This window comes from Streptomyces sp. NPDC037242, from assembly GCF_055604165.1.
The window spans coordinates 86,959-102,266 of record NZ_JBVJUY010000018.1; the positions used below are offsets into that span (position 1 = coordinate 86,959).

18 protein-coding genes and 1 tRNA gene are annotated in these 15,308 nt (G+C 71.8%); 9 read left to right on the forward strand and 10 right to left on the reverse strand.

Annotated elements, in window-relative coordinates; genetic code table 11:
• Positions 1 to 5 precede the first annotated feature (5 nt).
• Positions 6 to 548 (reverse strand): hypothetical protein, encoded by a 543-nt coding sequence (locus ACZ7GJ_RS22115; RefSeq protein ID WP_470753986.1) that lies wholly within the window; start codon positions 546 to 548, stop codon positions 6 to 8.
• A gap of 79 nt (positions 549 to 627) precedes the next feature.
• Here ACZ7GJ_RS22115 and ACZ7GJ_RS22120 point away from each other — a divergent pair, with 79 nt between their 5' ends.
• The 6 genes from ACZ7GJ_RS22120 (at position 628) to ACZ7GJ_RS22145 (ending at position 4,800) form a co-directional block, all read left to right on the forward strand.
• Positions 628 to 1,317, forward strand: a complete 690-nt coding sequence (locus ACZ7GJ_RS22120; RefSeq protein ID WP_365926690.1) for a response regulator transcription factor — start codon at positions 628 to 630, stop codon at positions 1,315 to 1,317.
• A complete protein-coding gene (locus ACZ7GJ_RS22125) occupies positions 1,314 to 2,681 on the forward strand; it encodes a sensor histidine kinase (RefSeq protein WP_470753988.1) in 1,368 nt (455 codons plus the stop codon). The genes ACZ7GJ_RS22120 and ACZ7GJ_RS22125 overlap by 4 nt, the downstream gene beginning before the upstream one ends.
• 152 nt (positions 2,682 to 2,833) lie before the next feature.
• Positions 2,834 to 2,998, forward strand: a complete 165-nt coding sequence (locus tag ACZ7GJ_RS22130; RefSeq protein WP_365926686.1) for a DUF5993 family protein — start codon at positions 2,834 to 2,836, stop codon at positions 2,996 to 2,998.
• Between the two features lie 10 nt (positions 2,999 to 3,008).
• Positions 3,009 to 3,656: a disulfide bond formation protein B gene (locus ACZ7GJ_RS22135; RefSeq protein WP_470754085.1), complete on the forward strand. Its 648-nt coding sequence runs from the start codon at positions 3,009 to 3,011 to the stop codon at positions 3,654 to 3,656.
• A gap of 70 nt (positions 3,657 to 3,726) precedes the next feature.
• Entirely contained in the window at positions 3,727 to 4,389 is a 663-nt protein-coding gene (locus tag ACZ7GJ_RS22140) for an NADPH-dependent F420 reductase (RefSeq protein ID WP_470753990.1), read from the forward strand.
• A gap of 111 nt (positions 4,390 to 4,500) precedes the next feature.
• Positions 4,501 to 4,800 (forward strand): hypothetical protein, encoded by a 300-nt coding sequence (locus ACZ7GJ_RS22145; RefSeq protein ID WP_470753991.1) that lies wholly within the window; start codon positions 4,501 to 4,503, stop codon positions 4,798 to 4,800.
• Here the strand turns inward: ACZ7GJ_RS22145 and ACZ7GJ_RS22150 are convergent.
• The gene (locus ACZ7GJ_RS22150) at positions 4,745 to 5,989 is read right to left on the reverse strand and encodes an MFS transporter (protein ID WP_470753993.1); all 1,245 of its coding nucleotides are present in this window, start codon (positions 5,987 to 5,989) and stop codon (positions 4,745 to 4,747) included. The genes ACZ7GJ_RS22145 and ACZ7GJ_RS22150 overlap by 56 nt on opposite strands.
• 107 nt (positions 5,990 to 6,096) lie before the next feature.
• Positions 6,097 to 6,627, reverse strand: coding sequence for a MarR family winged helix-turn-helix transcriptional regulator (locus ACZ7GJ_RS22155; protein WP_470753995.1), 531 nt, complete (start codon positions 6,625 to 6,627; stop codon positions 6,097 to 6,099).
• A gap of 93 nt (positions 6,628 to 6,720) precedes the next feature.
• Here ACZ7GJ_RS22155 and ACZ7GJ_RS22160 point away from each other — a divergent pair, with 93 nt between their 5' ends.
• Positions 6,721 to 7,545, forward strand: a complete 825-nt coding sequence (locus ACZ7GJ_RS22160; RefSeq protein WP_470753998.1) for an NmrA family NAD(P)-binding protein — start codon at positions 6,721 to 6,723, stop codon at positions 7,543 to 7,545.
• Positions 7,546 to 7,634: 89 nt separating this feature from the next.
• Here ACZ7GJ_RS22160 and ACZ7GJ_RS22165 read toward each other — a convergent pair.
• The 4 genes from ACZ7GJ_RS22165 to ACZ7GJ_RS22180 all read right to left on the reverse strand — a co-directional run bounded on the left by ACZ7GJ_RS22165 (position 7,635) and on the right by ACZ7GJ_RS22180 (position 10,356).
• A tRNA-His gene (locus tag ACZ7GJ_RS22165) sits at positions 7,635 to 7,707 on the reverse strand.
• Between the two features lie 97 nt (positions 7,708 to 7,804).
• A complete protein-coding gene (orn, locus tag ACZ7GJ_RS22170; RefSeq protein WP_266577198.1) occupies positions 7,805 to 8,407 on the reverse strand; it encodes an oligoribonuclease in 603 nt (200 codons plus the stop codon).
• An 81-nt stretch (positions 8,408 to 8,488) separates the two neighbouring features.
• Positions 8,489 to 9,661: a helix-turn-helix domain-containing protein gene (locus ACZ7GJ_RS22175; protein ID WP_470754001.1), complete on the reverse strand. Its 1,173-nt coding sequence runs from the start codon at positions 9,659 to 9,661 to the stop codon at positions 8,489 to 8,491.
• 374 nt (positions 9,662 to 10,035) lie between these two features.
• Positions 10,036 to 10,356, reverse strand: coding sequence for a hypothetical protein (locus tag ACZ7GJ_RS22180; RefSeq protein WP_365926709.1), 321 nt, complete (start codon positions 10,354 to 10,356; stop codon positions 10,036 to 10,038).
• 422 nt (positions 10,357 to 10,778) lie between these two features.
• Here ACZ7GJ_RS22180 and ACZ7GJ_RS22185 point away from each other — a divergent pair, with 422 nt between their 5' ends.
• The gene (locus ACZ7GJ_RS22185) at positions 10,779 to 11,309 is read left to right on the forward strand and encodes a universal stress protein (RefSeq protein WP_365926674.1); all 531 of its coding nucleotides are present in this window, start codon (positions 10,779 to 10,781) and stop codon (positions 11,307 to 11,309) included.
• A gap of 99 nt (positions 11,310 to 11,408) precedes the next feature.
• The gene (locus ACZ7GJ_RS22190) at positions 11,409 to 11,978 is read left to right on the forward strand and encodes a GPR1/FUN34/YaaH family transporter (RefSeq protein WP_470754003.1); all 570 of its coding nucleotides are present in this window, start codon (positions 11,409 to 11,411) and stop codon (positions 11,976 to 11,978) included.
• A gap of 80 nt (positions 11,979 to 12,058) precedes the next feature.
• Here ACZ7GJ_RS22190 and glmS read toward each other — a convergent pair whose 3' ends face one another.
• The 3 genes from glmS to ACZ7GJ_RS22205 form a co-directional block, all read right to left on the reverse strand.
• Complete coding sequence (gene glmS, locus ACZ7GJ_RS22195) at positions 12,059 to 13,876, reverse strand: glutamine--fructose-6-phosphate transaminase (isomerizing) (protein WP_470754007.1); 1,818 nt, start codon at positions 13,874 to 13,876, stop codon at positions 12,059 to 12,061.
• 74 nt (positions 13,877 to 13,950) lie between these two features.
• Positions 13,951 to 14,226: a hypothetical protein gene (locus tag ACZ7GJ_RS22200; protein WP_385220695.1), complete on the reverse strand. Its 276-nt coding sequence runs from the start codon at positions 14,224 to 14,226 to the stop codon at positions 13,951 to 13,953.
• Between the two features lie 107 nt (positions 14,227 to 14,333).
• Entirely contained in the window at positions 14,334 to 15,266 is a 933-nt protein-coding gene (locus ACZ7GJ_RS22205) for a DUF4429 domain-containing protein (RefSeq protein ID WP_470754010.1), read from the reverse strand.
• Between the last annotated feature and the right edge of the window lie 42 nt (positions 15,267 to 15,308).

Below are 15,308 nucleotides of genomic sequence, written 5' to 3' on the forward strand. Positions count from 1 at the left end.
CGGCGTCAGCCGTTCCAGACCTCCACGGCCGGCGGGTGGTCGTGCCAGGTGCAGAAGACCGACACCTCGCGTCCGTCGCGGGTGAAGGTGACCCGGATCCAGACGTCCTGCTTCCAGACCTGCATCCGCCAGCCGGCCGCCGGGGTCGCCGAGACCAGCTCGGCCGAGGAGGTGCCGAGGTCGAAGACGACCAGGCCGCCCGCCACGGTGTAGGACTTCACATTGCCCGACTCACCGCCTGCGCCCCGGCGGCCCGGGCTCGCGTCGGCCGACGGCTTCGACGAGGGCTGGGCGGAGGAGGGCGCCGGGGACTGCGAAGGGGCCGCCGACGCGGACGACGGCGTCCCGGAGGGCTCCGGGGACGAGGTCGAGGGCGAGGGATCCGCCCGGTGCGTCGAGGAGGACAGGGGCTGCGTGGTCAGCGGCACCGCGAGCGGCCGGTCGTAGGCCGTACCGGACATGACGGTGTGCACGCCCCACCACGACAGCGTCACCGCCGCCCCGGTCGCCAGCGTCCAAGCCATGGCATGTACAAGTCCTCGCTGCATCAGTGGACATACTGCACCACCCGTCACAGAGGTGGCCCGACCCCTCCCGGGGTCGCCCGAATGGACTACGGTGCGGGCCATGGCAAGTGTGCTCGTGGTCGAGGACGACCAGTTCGTACGTTCCGCCCTCATCCGGCACCTCACCGAGGCCTCGCACACCGTGCGCAGCGTCGGCACGGCCCTGGAGGCGCTGCGCGAGGTCGCGCACCACCGCTTCGACGTGGTCATCCTCGACCTCGGACTGCCCGACCTGGACGGGTCGGAGGCGCTGAAGATGCTGCGCGGCATCACCGACGTACCCGTGATCATCGCGACCGCGCGCGACGACGAGGCGGAGATCGTGCGGCTGCTGAACGACGGCGCCGACGACTACCTGACGAAACCGTTCTCCGTGGAACACCTGTCCGCCCGGATGGCCGCCGTCCTGCGCCGCGCCCGCTCCGCCGCCGGGGCCGAACCGCCCTCCCGCGTCCTGCGCGTCGGCGGCCTCGCCATCGACCCGCTGCGCCGCCAGGCCGAGCTGGACGGGGCCGTGCTGGACCTCACCCGCCGGGAGTTCGACCTGCTGGCCTTCCTCGCCGGGCGGCCCGGCGTGGTCGTCGCCCGGCGCGAGCTGCTCGCCGAGGTCTGGCAGCAGTCGTACGGGGACGACCAGACCATCGACGTCCACCTGTCCTGGCTGCGCCGCAAGCTCGGCGAGACCGCCGCCAGCCCGCGCTACCTGCACACCCTGCGGGGAGTGGGGGTCAAGCTGGAGCCGCCGCTGTGAGATGGGCGCTGGTCAAGGTGTGCCTCGCGGTCACGGCCATGGTGGTCGTGGCCTTCGCCGTACCGCTCGGGCTGGTCGTCCAGGAGATGGCCAGCGACCGGGCCATCTCCAACGCCGAGCGGCAGGCCGCCACCATCGGGCCGACCCTGTCGATCACCACCGACCCGGCGCAGCTGCGCAAAGCGGTGGAGACCACCCAGATGGGCGCCGCCCGGCGGATGGCGGTGCACGTGCCCGCCATCGGCGACAGCGCGCCCGTCGACATCGGCACCGGCTGGGCCGGCGAGCACGCGGTGGCGGAGACGCGGCGGATCGGGCGCGCCACGACGGCCTCCGTGGCGGGCGGCGGCTCGGCGCTGCTCCAGCCGACCGCGCTCGGGTCCGGGGACATCGCGGTGGTGGAGATCTACGTGCCGGAGAGCGAGGTCAGCAATGGCGTCGCGACCGCCTGGGTGGTGCTCGCGGGCGTCGGGCTCGCACTGATCGTGGGCTCCGTGGCGGTCGCGGACCGGCTCGGCGCCCGCCTGGTGCGCCCGGCGGAGCGGCTCGCGGACGCCGCGCACCAGCTGGGCGAGGGCCGGCTCGGGGCGCGGGTCCCGGAGGACGGGCCGAAGGAACTGCGCTCCGCGGCCGTCGCGTTCAACTCCATGGCGGACCAGGTGGTGGAACTCCTGGCCAATGAGCGGGAGCTGGCCGCCGACCTCTCGCACCGGCTTCGGACGCCGCTGACGGTGCTGCGGCTCAACACGGCCTCGCTCGGGGACGGCCCGGCTGCCGAGCAGACCCGGGCGGCGGTCGAGCAGTTGGAACGAGAGGTCGACACGATCATCCGTACCGCCCGCGAACAGCGCGCGCCCGCCGCCGTGGGCGGTGGCGGGGGAGCCGGCTGCGACGCCTCGGAGGTGATCCGCGACCGGATGGCGTTCTGGTCGGCGCTGGCCGAGGACGAGGGCCGCGAGGTACGGCTCGCGGGCGTCGACCGTACGGTACGGATCCCCGTGGCCCGGCCGGAGTTGGCGGCCGCCCTCGACGCCATGCTGGGCAACGTCTTCCGGCACACCCCCGAGGGCACCCCCTTCGCGGTGGACGTGCACGACGCCGGGGACGCCGTCATCGTCCTCGTTTCGGACGCGGGGCCCGGCATCGACGACCCGGACGCGGCCCTGCGGCGCGGCAACGACGGCGGACGCACCGGTTCCACGGGACTCGGCCTGGACATCGTGCGCCGGGTCGCGGAGTCCACGGGCGGCGACGTCCGGCTGGGCCGGTCGGTACTGGGCGGGACCGAGGTCCGGGTGTGGATCGCGCTCGACGGGCGGGACCGGGGCGCCCGGCGCAGCAGGCGCAAGCGGCGCGGCAACTGAGCGTCCCGCAGGCTGCGCGGGCCGCGCGCACGGACCGGACGTGCGCCGATGGCCCGCCGGCGGGCCCCGCTGACCGGCAACCGACGTACACGGGTGGTCATCGGGGGCGCGCCTGGCTGGACGCGCGCCCTCGTCTCGGTACGGTCCGCGCCATGGACACCCTCATCTTCGGCGGCCTCCTCGCCACGCTGATCGCGATGTACCGGGACTCCTCCCGGATGGTCGTTCTCGGGGCCTGGTGGGTCATGCTCGTCGCCGTGATCCTGCTGATGGCGCACCACATCACCAGCAGTCTCGCCCTCAACCTGAGCTACTGACGTGGCCTCGATGCGGGGCCTCCTCCCGGAGGCGCAGCCGGAGGGCGGGCTGCTGGGGCGGGTCCAGTACTGGTTCGCGTGCTTCTTCGCGATCGGCTGGACGGGAGTCGTGTGCGGCGGGCTCTTCTACCAGTTCGGGCTGTGGGAGTACCCGTGCCCGCTCTGCATCGTGCAGCGGATGTTCATGCTGCTCGCGGCGATGGGGGCGGCCCACATCATCCGCACGGCCCTGACGCACGGCTCCGTGACCGGCCGCGACTACATGATGGGCTGGGGCCTGGCCCTGGTCGCCGTGATCGCGGGCTCGTTCGCCTCGTGGCGCCAGACGATGCTGCACATCCTGCCGGGCGACAAGGGGTACGGCAGCGAGGTGCTCGGCCTGCACCTGTACGTGTGGGCGTGGATCCTCTTCCAGGCCTCGGTCGTCGCGGTCGGCATCGTCATGGCCTTCGCCCACGCGACGGCGGACCGCGCCGTTCCGGCGAGCGGCCCCGGTCCGTACCGCACGGTGGGGCTGATCGCGCTGTGGTTCCTCGGACTGGTCATCGCGGTGAACGTGGTGGCCGTCTTCTTCGAGGAGGGCTTCAGCTGGTTCCTGCCCGACGACCCCACGCGCTACGAACTCCCGTACGACGTCGGGATCCTGGACCGCAAGTGACGCGGGGCGCGGGAGGCATACCGTACGGGGTGGTTGTTCTCCCTGCCTCTCGAACGGAACGGAACTGATCATGCGCTACGCAGTCCTCGGCACCGGGATCGTCGGCCGGACGGTGGCCGCCCGGCTCGCGTCCCTGGACCACGAGGTGCTCATAGGCACGCGCGACCCCGAGGCCACCCTCGCCCGCGCCGAGTACGCCGACTGGGCGGCCGAGCACCCGCGGGTGGGCCTGGCCGCCTTCCCGGAGGCCGCACGGCAGGGCGAGGTGCTCGTCAACGCCACCGGCGGGCGGGTCAGCATCGCCGCCCTGGAGGAGGCCGAGGCGGAGCACCTCGACGGCAAGGTCCTGATCGACATCGCGAACCCGCTGGACTTCTCGAACGGGTTCCCGCCGTCCCTGGACCCGGTGGACACCGACAGCCTGGGCGAGCTGATCCAGCGGAGCTTCCCGGGGCTGCGGGTCGTCAAGACGCTGAACACGATGAACTGCCAGATCATGGTGGATCCGGCCCGGCTCCCCGGCGACCACCACGTGTTCCTGTCGGGCGAGGACGCGGACGCCAAGAAGGCCGTGCGCGAGCTGCTGTACTCCTTCGGCTGGCCGGAGGCGAGCGTCCTCGACCTCGGAGGCATCGAGACGGCGCGCGGGACGGAGATGCTCCTGCCCGTCTGGCTGCGGCTGATGGGCAGCCTCGGCCACACCGAATTCAACTTCCACATCCAGGGCGCCTGACGCTCCTGCTGCTGTCGGCCGTCGGCTGTCGGCCGTCCGCCCGGACGGGGGCGCAAATGTTGCCGCGCTCCCGTCCCGCGCCGAACGTGGGCGTGACGGAAGGAGCCATGCATGAGAGTCATGCTCAGGGCCCACTTGGACACGGCCACCAGCAACGAGGGCATCAAGTCCGGCGCCCTGCCCCAGTCGATCAAGAAGCTGATGGACAAGGTCAAGCCGGAGGCGGCCTACTTCGGGCTGCACGAGGGCGTGCGCTCCTGTTGGATCGTCTTCGACCTCCAGGACAGTTCGCACATGCCCGCGCTGATGGAGGACCTCTTCCTGCAGTTCAACGCCGAGCTCGAAGTCGGCCCGGTCATGAACGCAGAGGACCTGGCGAAGGGACTGGCGGCGATGTCCTCGTCGCCGTAGCAGCACCCGCCGCAGCCCTGGAGGCCGCCGGCGCCAACAGTGCGGAGCCGGCGGCGGCCGCGCAGGAGACGGCGAAGGCGGCCCGATGGCCGTACGCGGCCGCCAACGGCCCGGCGGCGGCCGCCGCCAGGGCCTGGCCGACGATCAGCCCGCTGCCGACCACGGTCATGGCCTCGCCCATCCGCTCCGCCGGACCGGCCCGTTCCACCAGGCCGAACAGCGCGATCAGGTGCGGGGCCACGGCCAGCCCGATCCCCGCGACGGCGAGAGCCGCGCCCCACAGCCCCGACACCGCCAGCAGGGGCAGGGTCAGCGCCGCTTGGGCCGCGATGGTCCACCGCAGCCGCACGCCCAGGTCCGCCGACCCCGGCCGGGCCACCGTCACGAAGCCGGCGATCGAGCTGGTCACGGCCATCGCCGACCACACCAGCCCGGCCGCGCCCGGCTCACCGACCGCCTCGGCGAGCGCGTTGACCCCGGTGTTGGCCCCGCTCCAGGCGGCCCCCTGGAGTACGGCCATCGCGAAGAGCAGGGCCAGCCCCCGCGACCACAGCGGTACGCCGCCCCGCGCGCCCGTGGCGACGACGGTCGGGTCCGGCGCCGTGGGATGCAGCGCGAAGAGCGTCCCGGACACCAGGATCAGCCCGGCCGCGAGGACGAGCGCCGACGCGGGGTGGACGGTCACCGCGAGGATCCCGGCCAGCGCGGGCCCCACCACGAACCCGACCTCGTCGAGGGTGGTGTCGAAGGACAGGGCGGACCCGACGAGCGCCTTGTCGTCCCCGGCCAGCCGCGCCCAGCGGGCCCGCGCGAGCGGGCCCACCTGCGGGACGGTGAGCCCGGCGGTGACGGCCAGGGCCATCAGGACGGGCAGCGACAGCCCGCCCAGGACGGCCGCGACGAGTGCGGCGAGGGCTGCCGCGTTCGCCGCGCAGGCGGCGAGCAGCACCGGGCGGTGCCCGCGGCGGTCGGCGAGCCGGCCGATGACCGGGCCACCGAGTGCCTGGCCGAGCCAGAGCGCGGCGGCGACGGTTCCGGCGTCGCCGATGCCCTCGCGCTCGTTGATGAGCAGGAGCGTTCCGATGGGGCAGAGCGCGGCGGGGAGCCGGGCGAGGAACGCGTGGAAGGGGAGAGTGCGTCCGCCGAGTGCGAGCACTGCGCGGAGGCCCGTGGGTGTGGGTGTGGGCATGCGTGGACAACCTCCAGCCGCGCGCCGACCCACCCGTTTCTCCGGCGCGCACCGTTGCCCGTTGCCCGGCACCGTAGACGCGGAACCGGGCGTTCGGGAGCCCCTTCTCAGGGAGCGGTCGCGGAGGGGTCGCCGGCGGCGTCCGGGTCGCCGGAGGCCAGCCGCTTGGCCTGGGCCCGGCCGACCTCGGCGGCGCGGTGCAGGTAGTCGCCGATGACGGCGAGCTCGCTGTCGGAGTAGCCCTCCAGTACGGCGCCGAAGGCCCGGCCGGGGGTGTCCCAGGCGGCGCCGATCCGCGTGCGGGCGGCGGGGGAGAGTGCGACGAGGGAGCGCCTGCGGTCGTTCGGGTCGGCCTGCCGCTCGACGACTCCGGCCTTGACCAGGCGGTCGACGAGGCGGGTGGCGGAACCGGAGGTCAGGCCGGTCAGGCGGGCGATGTCGCCGGTGCTGACGGGGCCGGGCTCCAGGTCGAGGAGGCCCACGCACTGGAGGTCGGTGGGGTGCAGGCCGAGGTGGTCGGCCATGGCCTGGCTGAAGAGCGAGTAGTCGGCGTAGTGCCGCTGGCTCTCGGTGACGATCCGCGCCAGCAGCTCGGCGCGGCTCCACTGATCACCCGAACGAGGGGAATCGGTTGACATCGGTTTCTCCATGCTTCAGATTTGACTGTGTGACGCAGAGAGTGTGTCACGAAGAATCTGTGCCACGTATTCAGTCTAGAACAGGAAGACGCCATGTCGAAGATCCTCGTCACCGGCGGCCGCGGCGCCATCGCCCGCGGCCTCTCCTCCCTCCTCACGGCCCACGGCATCCCGTACCGCCTCGCCTCCCGCGAGCCGGACCGCCCGGACACCGTGCACTGCGACCTGGGCGACCCAGCCACCTTCCCCGGCGCCCTCGCCGGCGTCCGCTCCGTCTTCCTCTACGCGGAGGCCTCCGGCATCGAGGCCTTCGTCAAGGAGGCCGTCGCCGCAGGCGTCGAGCACATCGTGCTCCTGTCCTCCTCCTCGGTCCTCGCCCCCGACGCCGGCGACAGCCCGCTCGCCGCCGGCCACCTCGCGGTCGAGGAAGTCCTGCTGGCCTCCCCGCTGCGCACCACGCTGCTGCGCCCCGGGGCCTTCGCGGGCAACGCCCTCGGCTGGGCCTGGTCACTGAAATCCGGCCGCCCGGTCCACCTGCCCTACCCGGGCTCCTACGGCGACCCGGTCCACGAGAGCGACATCGCCGAGGCCGCCTTCGCGGTCCTGACGGACCCGGCCCTCGCCGGCCGCGCGTACACCCTGACCGGACCGCAGTCGCTGACGTTCCAGACGCAACTGGCCATACTCGGCGGCGTCCTCGGCCGCCCCATACCCTTCGAGACCGTCTCCCGAGAGCAGTGGAAGTCCGAGGTCGACGGCTACATACCCGGCCCGTACGCCGAGGCGCTGCTCGACTACTGGGCCGCCGGCGACGGCCTGCCGGTCGAGCTCACCGACGCGGTCGAGCGGCTCACCGGGCACCCGGCCCGCTCCTTCGACGCCTGGTGCGAGGACCACGCCGAAGCGTTCGCCGCATAGTGGCGGGGGAGGGCCGTGGGGGGCTGGGGGCCGTGCCCGCCCATGCAAAAGGCCCCGGTCCGCTTTCGCGCACCGAGGCCTTCATGCAGGGTGAGTGACGGGACTTGAACCCGCGGCCACCTGGACCACAACCAGGTGCTCTACCAACTGAGCTACACCCACCATGTCCGGTCGGAGAAACCGACCGGCCGAAGAAAAGGGTACAGGGTCCGGGAGGGTGCTCGCTCCCCCCTTTGTCCGCACCCGTCTCCGGTGTGTCCTACTCGCCCGCGACCACGTGCTTGGCGGCGATGGTCCGCGCCGTGTCCGAGTCGGGCCCGGGCTGCGGCACGAAGACGGCCTCCCGGTAGTAGCGCAGCTCGGCGATGGACTCCTTGATGTCCGCGAGCGCCCGGTGGTTGCCGTTCTTCGGCGGACTGTTGAAGTACGCCCGGGGGTACCAGCGGCGCGCCAGCTCCTTGACCGAGGACACGTCCACGATCCGGTAGTGCAGGTAGCCCTCCAGTGCGGCCATGTCGCGCAGCAGGAAGCCGCGGTCGGTGCCGACCGAGTTTCCGCAGAGCGGGGCCTTGCGGGGCTCCTTGACGTGTTCCCGTACGTACGCCAGGACCTGGGCCTCGGCATCCGCGAGGGTGGTCCCGCCGGCCAGCTCATCGAGCAGGCCGGAGGCGGTGTGCATCTCGCGCACCACGTCGGGCATGGTCTCCAGGGCAGCGTCCGGCGGGCGGATCACAATGTCCACGCCTTCGCCGAGCACGTTGAGCTCCGAGTCGGTGACCAGTGCGGCCACCTCGATAAGTGCGTCGTCCGTCAACGAGAGCCCGGTCATCTCGCAGTCGATCCACACCATGCGATCGTTCATGTGTCCCACCTTATGCGGAAGGTCCCTCACATCGGTGCCGTACCGATGTGAGGGACCTCCGTCAGGCAGTACCCGTTGGGGCTACGCGTGCTCGCGCAGGACCCGGCCGGGGGCGTACAGCTCCGTGACCGAGGGGCCGGCCGCGGCCAGGGCCGCCGCCGTCCGCTGGGGCTGCGGAGTGCGCTGGTGCGGAACCGGGCTCTCCTGGATCTGGGACACCTGAGCCACATCCGCCTGCGGGCGGCGAGCCCGGTAGGCGGAGCGGTAGGCGGCCGGGGAGGAGCCCAGCTGGCGCCGGAAGTGCCCGCGCAGCGCGACCGGCGAGCGGAACCCGCAGCGCCCGGCGACCTCGTCGACCGAGTAGTCGGAGGTCTCCAGCAGCCGCTGTGCCTGGAGCACCCGCTGGGTGATCAGCCACTGGAGCGGCGCGCTGCCGGTGAGCGAGCGGAACCGCCGGTCGAAGGTGCGCCTGCTCATGTAGGCGCGCGCCGCCAGCGTCTCCACGTCGAACTGCTCGTGGAGGTGTTCAAGTGCCCAGGCGACGACCTCGGCCAGCGGGTCGGCGCCGATCTCCTCCGGCAGCGACCGGTCGAGGTAGCGCTCCTGGCCGCCCGTGCGGCGCGGCGGGACGACGAGCCGACGGGCCAGAGCCCCGGCCGCCTCGCTGCCGTGGTCCGTGCGCACGATGTGCAGGCACAGGTCGATTCCGGCCGCGGTGCCCGCGGACGTCAGCACATCGCCGTCGTCGACGAACAGCTCGCGCGGATCGACATGGACGGACGGGTAGCGCTTGGCCAGCGTCGGCGCGTACATCCAGTGCGTCGTCGCGGGCCGGCCGTCCAGCAGACCGGCGGCGGCGAGCACGAAGGCTCCCGTGCACAGTCCGACGATCCGGGCACCCTCCTCGTGCGCCAGACGCAGTGCGTCGAGCGCCTCCGGCGGCGGCGGTGAAGTGATGGAACGCCATGCGGGCACGACGACCGTGCCTGCCCGGGCGATCGCCTCCAACCCGTACGGCGCGGTCAGTTCGAGTCCGCCGGTGGTCCGCAGCGGACCGTCCTCCCCGGCGCACACGAGCAGTCGATAGCGTGGAACTCCCGCGTCCTGCCGGTCAATGCCGAACACGGAAAGTGGAATGGAGCTCTCGAAGATCGGTCCGCCGCTGAACAGCAGCACCGCGACGATCTCCCGGCGGCGACGCCCCGCGAGCTTCCGGCCGGCGTCCGCGACGACGGCGGTGGAATCCTGGCTCATGGCTAAGCCCCCCTTGGGTGTCGCGACTCCTTGGTCTGGTCGCACCTGCACGTTTCCCCTCGGCCTTGCACGTGGATCCCCCGCCGTAAATACATGATCGAATCTACTGCGTCCCGTGGTGTCGGCGTGACAAGTTCAGCACGCAGCGCTATGTCGACTTGGCAACTTGGCGAAAAGCATTCGATCAGGAAGCGTTCCACTCCGCTACCTGGGTGGGAAGCGCGCAGGTTGGTCATGGCCAGTACCCATAGGGTCACGGAGCCCCTCGGCCTCTGTCGTCGCTGGTGGTAGGGGGGTTGGGTGGACATTCCGGCAAGGGGGCCACCCTGCCGGGAAGTTGGCTGAAAACATGCGGGTGTGGGTGTGCGAACCGGTCAGTCGTGGGGGGACATCGCGCCGGAACCGTGGCAACCGCGGTGGGTTCCGGCCCCGCCGCGCGAGTGCCGGCCCCGGTGAGCGGTCGGAAGCCGGTCCTCCGCCAGCACCCGGGCGGCGGCCCGCTCCACCTTCTCCGAGTGGCGCAGCAGCACCCGGCAGGCCGCCGTGACGGCCGCCAGCCCCAGGGTCGCCACCGCCGCACCGCCGAAGGACGTCCCGTAGACGACCAGGACGACGGGAACGAGCAGACAGCTGAAGGCGGCCCAGCGCACCACGTCACCCGCAGGGTCGTCGTGGGGGCGCCCGGCGGAGTGCACGGACGAGTGAAGGGGAGGCGGCGGCGTGTGGACGGACTGCGTCGGCTGAGCGGGCTGGACGGGGTGAACCGGATGGCCGGGCACGGCGTGCTCCCTGCGGGCTCTTCCTGGACGGTCGGACTCGTGTCCAACGCCGGGCGGCGGGGCTCGGTCACTGCGCGCACGGGTGGCGCATACCCGGCGGGCGGGTGGCTCGTCACTGGCTGTAGGGGGCAGCGGCCATTGCCAACGGGGCCGCGCTCCGTCATGCTCCCTGGGACGCTCTCCAGAGGCGGCAAGCCCTGTGCAGGACAGGAGTGTCGCCGTACCCTGGTGGGTACGAGCTTGGGAAGATGCTTCCCGGACAGAGCACCGTCACCCTGAGTCGCCGATTTCGCCCCACCCCTGTCCCTTCCTCCGAGGACCCCTTCGCCGAGACATCCATGGCCGGTCACGAATTCTCCGAACCCGCGGACCGCAAGCGCAAACGCCTCGCCGATCCTGAATCGGCCGACCTGCGCGCGGTGGAACAGCCACGCCATCCCTGCGACCCGGCCTTCCGGCACGGCGTAGTGGTGGGATTCGACGGCTCCACGTCCAGTGAGAGAGCCCTCGCCTACGCGATCGGGATGGCCCGCCGCTCCGGCTCCGGTCTGATCATCGTCCATGTCGCGAACCGGCTCCCCACCACGATGTGGGCCGGCTGCGAGCCGCCCGTCTTCGTCGACGTGCCGGATCACCGCACCGAGGTCCTGGGGCTGGAGCTGGCCTGCGCGGACTACCTCGCGGAGGTGCCGTGGATCCTGGTCGAGCGGGGCGGTGACATCTGCCACGAGCTGGAGGAGGTCGGCCGGGAGTACTCGGCCGACGCCATCGTGGTCGGCTCCACGCACGGGATCGTCGGCCGGATCTTCGGCTCGGTGGCGGGCCGGCTCGCCAAGCGGGCGCAGCGACCCGTTGTTGTCATTCCGTAACCCGCTGTACTTCGGTTGTGCGGTTGTGAACCCCTTTGTAAAGGGTAGATAAATGCTGCTGGGACGCAGCAAACAACTGCAGATCGAAGGGAGCCCGCCGTGGACAATGGTGTCTCTGCGGGAAGCACGGCCTCGACTTCGACCCTCGGGAACATCGCCCTGGGTCTCACCCTTCTCGCGTTCGGTATCGGCCACACCGGGATCATCGACGGCGTGACCGCTGCCAACTCCGTGTCGATCGCGACCTACGTCGGCGGTCTCGCCCTGTTCGTCCTCGGAATCCTTGAGTTCCGCGGCGGCAACGGCTTCAACGGCACGGCGTTCGCGGGCCTCGGTGCCTTCTGGTTCACCTGGGCCGCCGGCGCCGACGGAAAGGTTTCGGCAGACGCTGCCGGAATGTTCCTCGTCCTCTTCGCGATGCTCGCGCTGACCCTCACCGCGGGCGCGTCGGGCGGACTGTTCGGGCAGGGCGTGTACGCGCTGTTCACCCTCTCCCTGGTGCTCCTCGCGATAGGCGCCTTCGCCGAGAGCGACGGGCTGGGCAAGGCCGCGGGCTGGGTGGCCGCGGTCTCCGGGCTGCTGGCCTGGTACGGCGCCACCGCGGCGCTGGCGCACTGGCCCATGTCGCTGGGCAAGGCCTCCGGCCGCGGTGCGGTCGCCGCGAGCTGAGGGAAGCGACGGCGAGCAACGACAGAACGGCCCCCGGGATCCCCGGGGGCCGTTCTGTCGTGCGGTGCGGTCCGCCCGGTCTACTCGACCGTGACCGACTTCGCCAGGTTGCGCGGCTTGTCGATGTCCCGGCCCATGGCCAGGGCCGTGTGGTACGCCAGCAGCTGGAGCGGGATGCCCATCAGGATCGGGTCCAGCTCGTCCTCGTTCTTGGGCACGATGATCGTGTGGTCGGCCTTCTCCTGCTCGCGGTGGGCCACCGCCAGGATCCGGCCGCTGCGGGCCTTGATCTCCTCCAGCGCCGCGCGGTTCTTCTCCAGCAGGTCGTCGTCCGGGACGATCGCGACCGTCGGCATCGCCGGCTCGATGAGCGCGAGCGGGCCGTGCTTGAGCTCGGAGGCCGGGTAGGCCTCGGCGTGGATGTAGGAGATCTCCTTCAGCTTCAGGGAGGCCTCCAGGGCCACCGGGTAGCCGCGCACCCGGCCGATGAACATCATCGACTTCGCCTCGGCGTACTCGGCCGCCAGCTTCTTGATGTCCTCCTCGCCGTCGAGGATCTCCTGGATCTGAGCGGGCAGCTTGCGCAGGCCCTCGATGATCCGCTTGCCGTCGGTGACCGAGAGGTCCCGGATCCGGCCCAGGTGCACGGCCAGCAGCGCGAAGGCCACGACCGTGTTGGTGAAGCACTTGGTGGAGACGACGCAGACCTCGGGGCCGGCGTGCACGTACACGCCGCCGTCGGCCTCGCGGGCGATGACGGAGCCGACGACGTTGACCACGCCGAGGACGCGGGCGCCCTTGCGCTTGAGCTCCTGGACGGCCGCGAGCACGTCGTACGTCTCACCGGACTGGGAGACCGCGATGTAGAGGGTGTCGGGGTCCACGACCGGGTTGCGGTAGCGGAACTCGGAGGCCGGCTCGGCGTCCGCGGGGATGCGGGCCATGCCCTCGATGAGGCCGGCGCCGATCAGACCCGCGTGGTACGAGGTGCCGCAGCCCAGGATCTTGACCCGGCGGATACCGCGCGCCTCGCGCGGGTCCAGGTTCAGGCCGCCCAGGTGCACGGTGTTGAAGCGGTCGTCGATCCGGCCGCGCAGCACGCGGTCGACCGCGTCGGGCTGCTCGGAGATCTCCTTGTGCATGTACGTGTCGTGGCCGCCCATGTCGTAGGAGGCGGCCTCCCACTCCACGGTCTCCGGGGTGGAGTTGGTAGTCGTACCGCTGGTGGTGTAGGTGCGGAAGTCGTCGGCCTTGATGGTGGCCATCTCGCCGTCGTCGAGGGTGACGACCTGGCGGGTGTGGGCGATCAGCGCGGCGACGTCAGAGGCGACGAACATCTCCTTCTCGCCGATGCCGAGGACGACCGGGGAGCCGTTGCGCGCGACGACGACGCGGTCGGCGAAGTCGGCGTGCATGACGGCGATGCCGTAGGTGCCGTCGATCACCTTGAGGGCCTCGCGGACCTTCTCCTCCAGGGTGTCGGCCTGGGAGCGGGCGATCAGGTGGGTGATGACCTCGGTGTCGGTCTCGGAGACGAAGACGACCCCGTCGGCCTCCAGCTTGGCGCGCAGCTCGGAGGCGTTGTCGACGATGCCGTTGTGGACGACGGCGACCTTGTTCTCGGGGTCGAGGTGCGGGTGCGAGTTGATGTCGCTCGGGGCGCCGTGGGTGGCCCAGCGGGTGTGCGCGATGCCGGTGGTGCCGGCGAACCGCTTGGGGACGCGGGCCTCCAGGTCGCGGACGCGGCCCTTGGCCTTGACCATCTTGAGCGCGCCGGACTTCGGGCTGTTGACGACGATGCCCGCGGAGTCGTACCCGCGGTACTCCAGCCGCTGCAGGCCTTCCAGCAGCAGCGGAGCCACGTCGCGCTTGCCGATGTAACCCACGATTCCGCACATAAGGTGATACCCCTCCTGAGGTTCGTCTGTTCTCGTCCGCCGGAGCCCGGCCGATCGGGCCGGGCCGGGTCGGGTCAGCCGTAAACGATGCGGCGCAACTGCCGGAGCGAGAGCTCCGGGGGCGCCACGGCGCGGTGCGGCAGTTCCGCCGCGATCCGCTCGAAGATCTCGGTGTTGACCGCGCCGCCGGACTGCAGTTCGCGGTGGCGGCGGCGGACGAAGTCCTCGGTCTTCTCGTCGAAGTACGCGAGCACGTCGAGCACCACCCGGGCGGCTTCACCCCGCTGGAGCGAGGTGGTCCGAACCAGGTGGTCCACAAGATCGTCATGCGACGGGCGGCGGTCGAGCATCCGTCGATACTGACGGTCCGCGGCCAGGAACGCAAAGATCCTGCCCGATTTCGGGCAGGATCTCGCTGGTCTGGACCAGAGGAATGGTTAATTCCGGTCAAGCTTGATCAGAAACGACCCAAAATCGCCGCCTTGGCCGTACTGAACTCCTCGGCGGTCAGGACCCCCGCCTGGTGCAGCTCACCGAGCTCGCGCAGCCGCCGCAGCAGGGCGTCGTGGTCCACGGGCTCCGCCGCAGGGCCGGCGCCCGACGGCGCCCCGGGCGCCGGCGCGGTCGGGAGCGCGGGGGCCGCAGCAGCGGGCGCGAGGGCCGGCGCGGGCTCCGCCGCCGCAGCTGCCGCCGGGTGGGGCATCCGCAGCGCCACGGCCGCCGCGACCAGCGCCATCAGCGGGTCCTTCTTGAAGCCGAACAGCTCCACCGCGCACGGGTCGTACTTCGGCGGGGGCGAGGACGCCGGGGCGCCCGCCAGGGTGAAGCGGATCCACCCGTTCTCCAGCCCCCGCGACGGGTACCACTCCACTGCCCGCACGTCCGCGAGCCGGAATTCGCGCGGCCCGCCGGAGCGCTTGGCCTCCTCCGTCGTCCAGTTCCACTCCAGGGCCACCCGGTCCCCGTCGAAGGCCACCGTCCCGTCGCCCGCGCCCACCGTGATCGGCACGGCCGGACCAGGCAGGAGGTAGGAATCCGACGGGCCGGGGTCCACCTGGTCCAGCAGCAGGGCGTTGCGCACCTCGTCCACGAAGTACTCCGCGACCCCGGCCCGGTCCGAGTCCACCGCCAGCCGGTACGGATCGGAGGCCTCGGGCAGCCGCCCCGCCGTGACCTGGAGGAGGGGGTCGGCCCCGTCACGCAGCCGCAGCCGCAACCGGCCCGCCTTGCGCCCCGGTTCGTAGCTGATACCCGCCAGCGCCCGCAGGGGGACGGCCACTTCGCCCAGGGTCTGGCGCAGCAGCCCCACCCCCTTGTCGCGGCCCGGCACGATGCGCACCGTGTCCCCGTCGAAGGTCCACGTGCCGTCCTTCTGGATGATTTCCGCCATCCCGCGATTCTCGCATCGGCCCGGACGGGTGAGTTGGCCGCG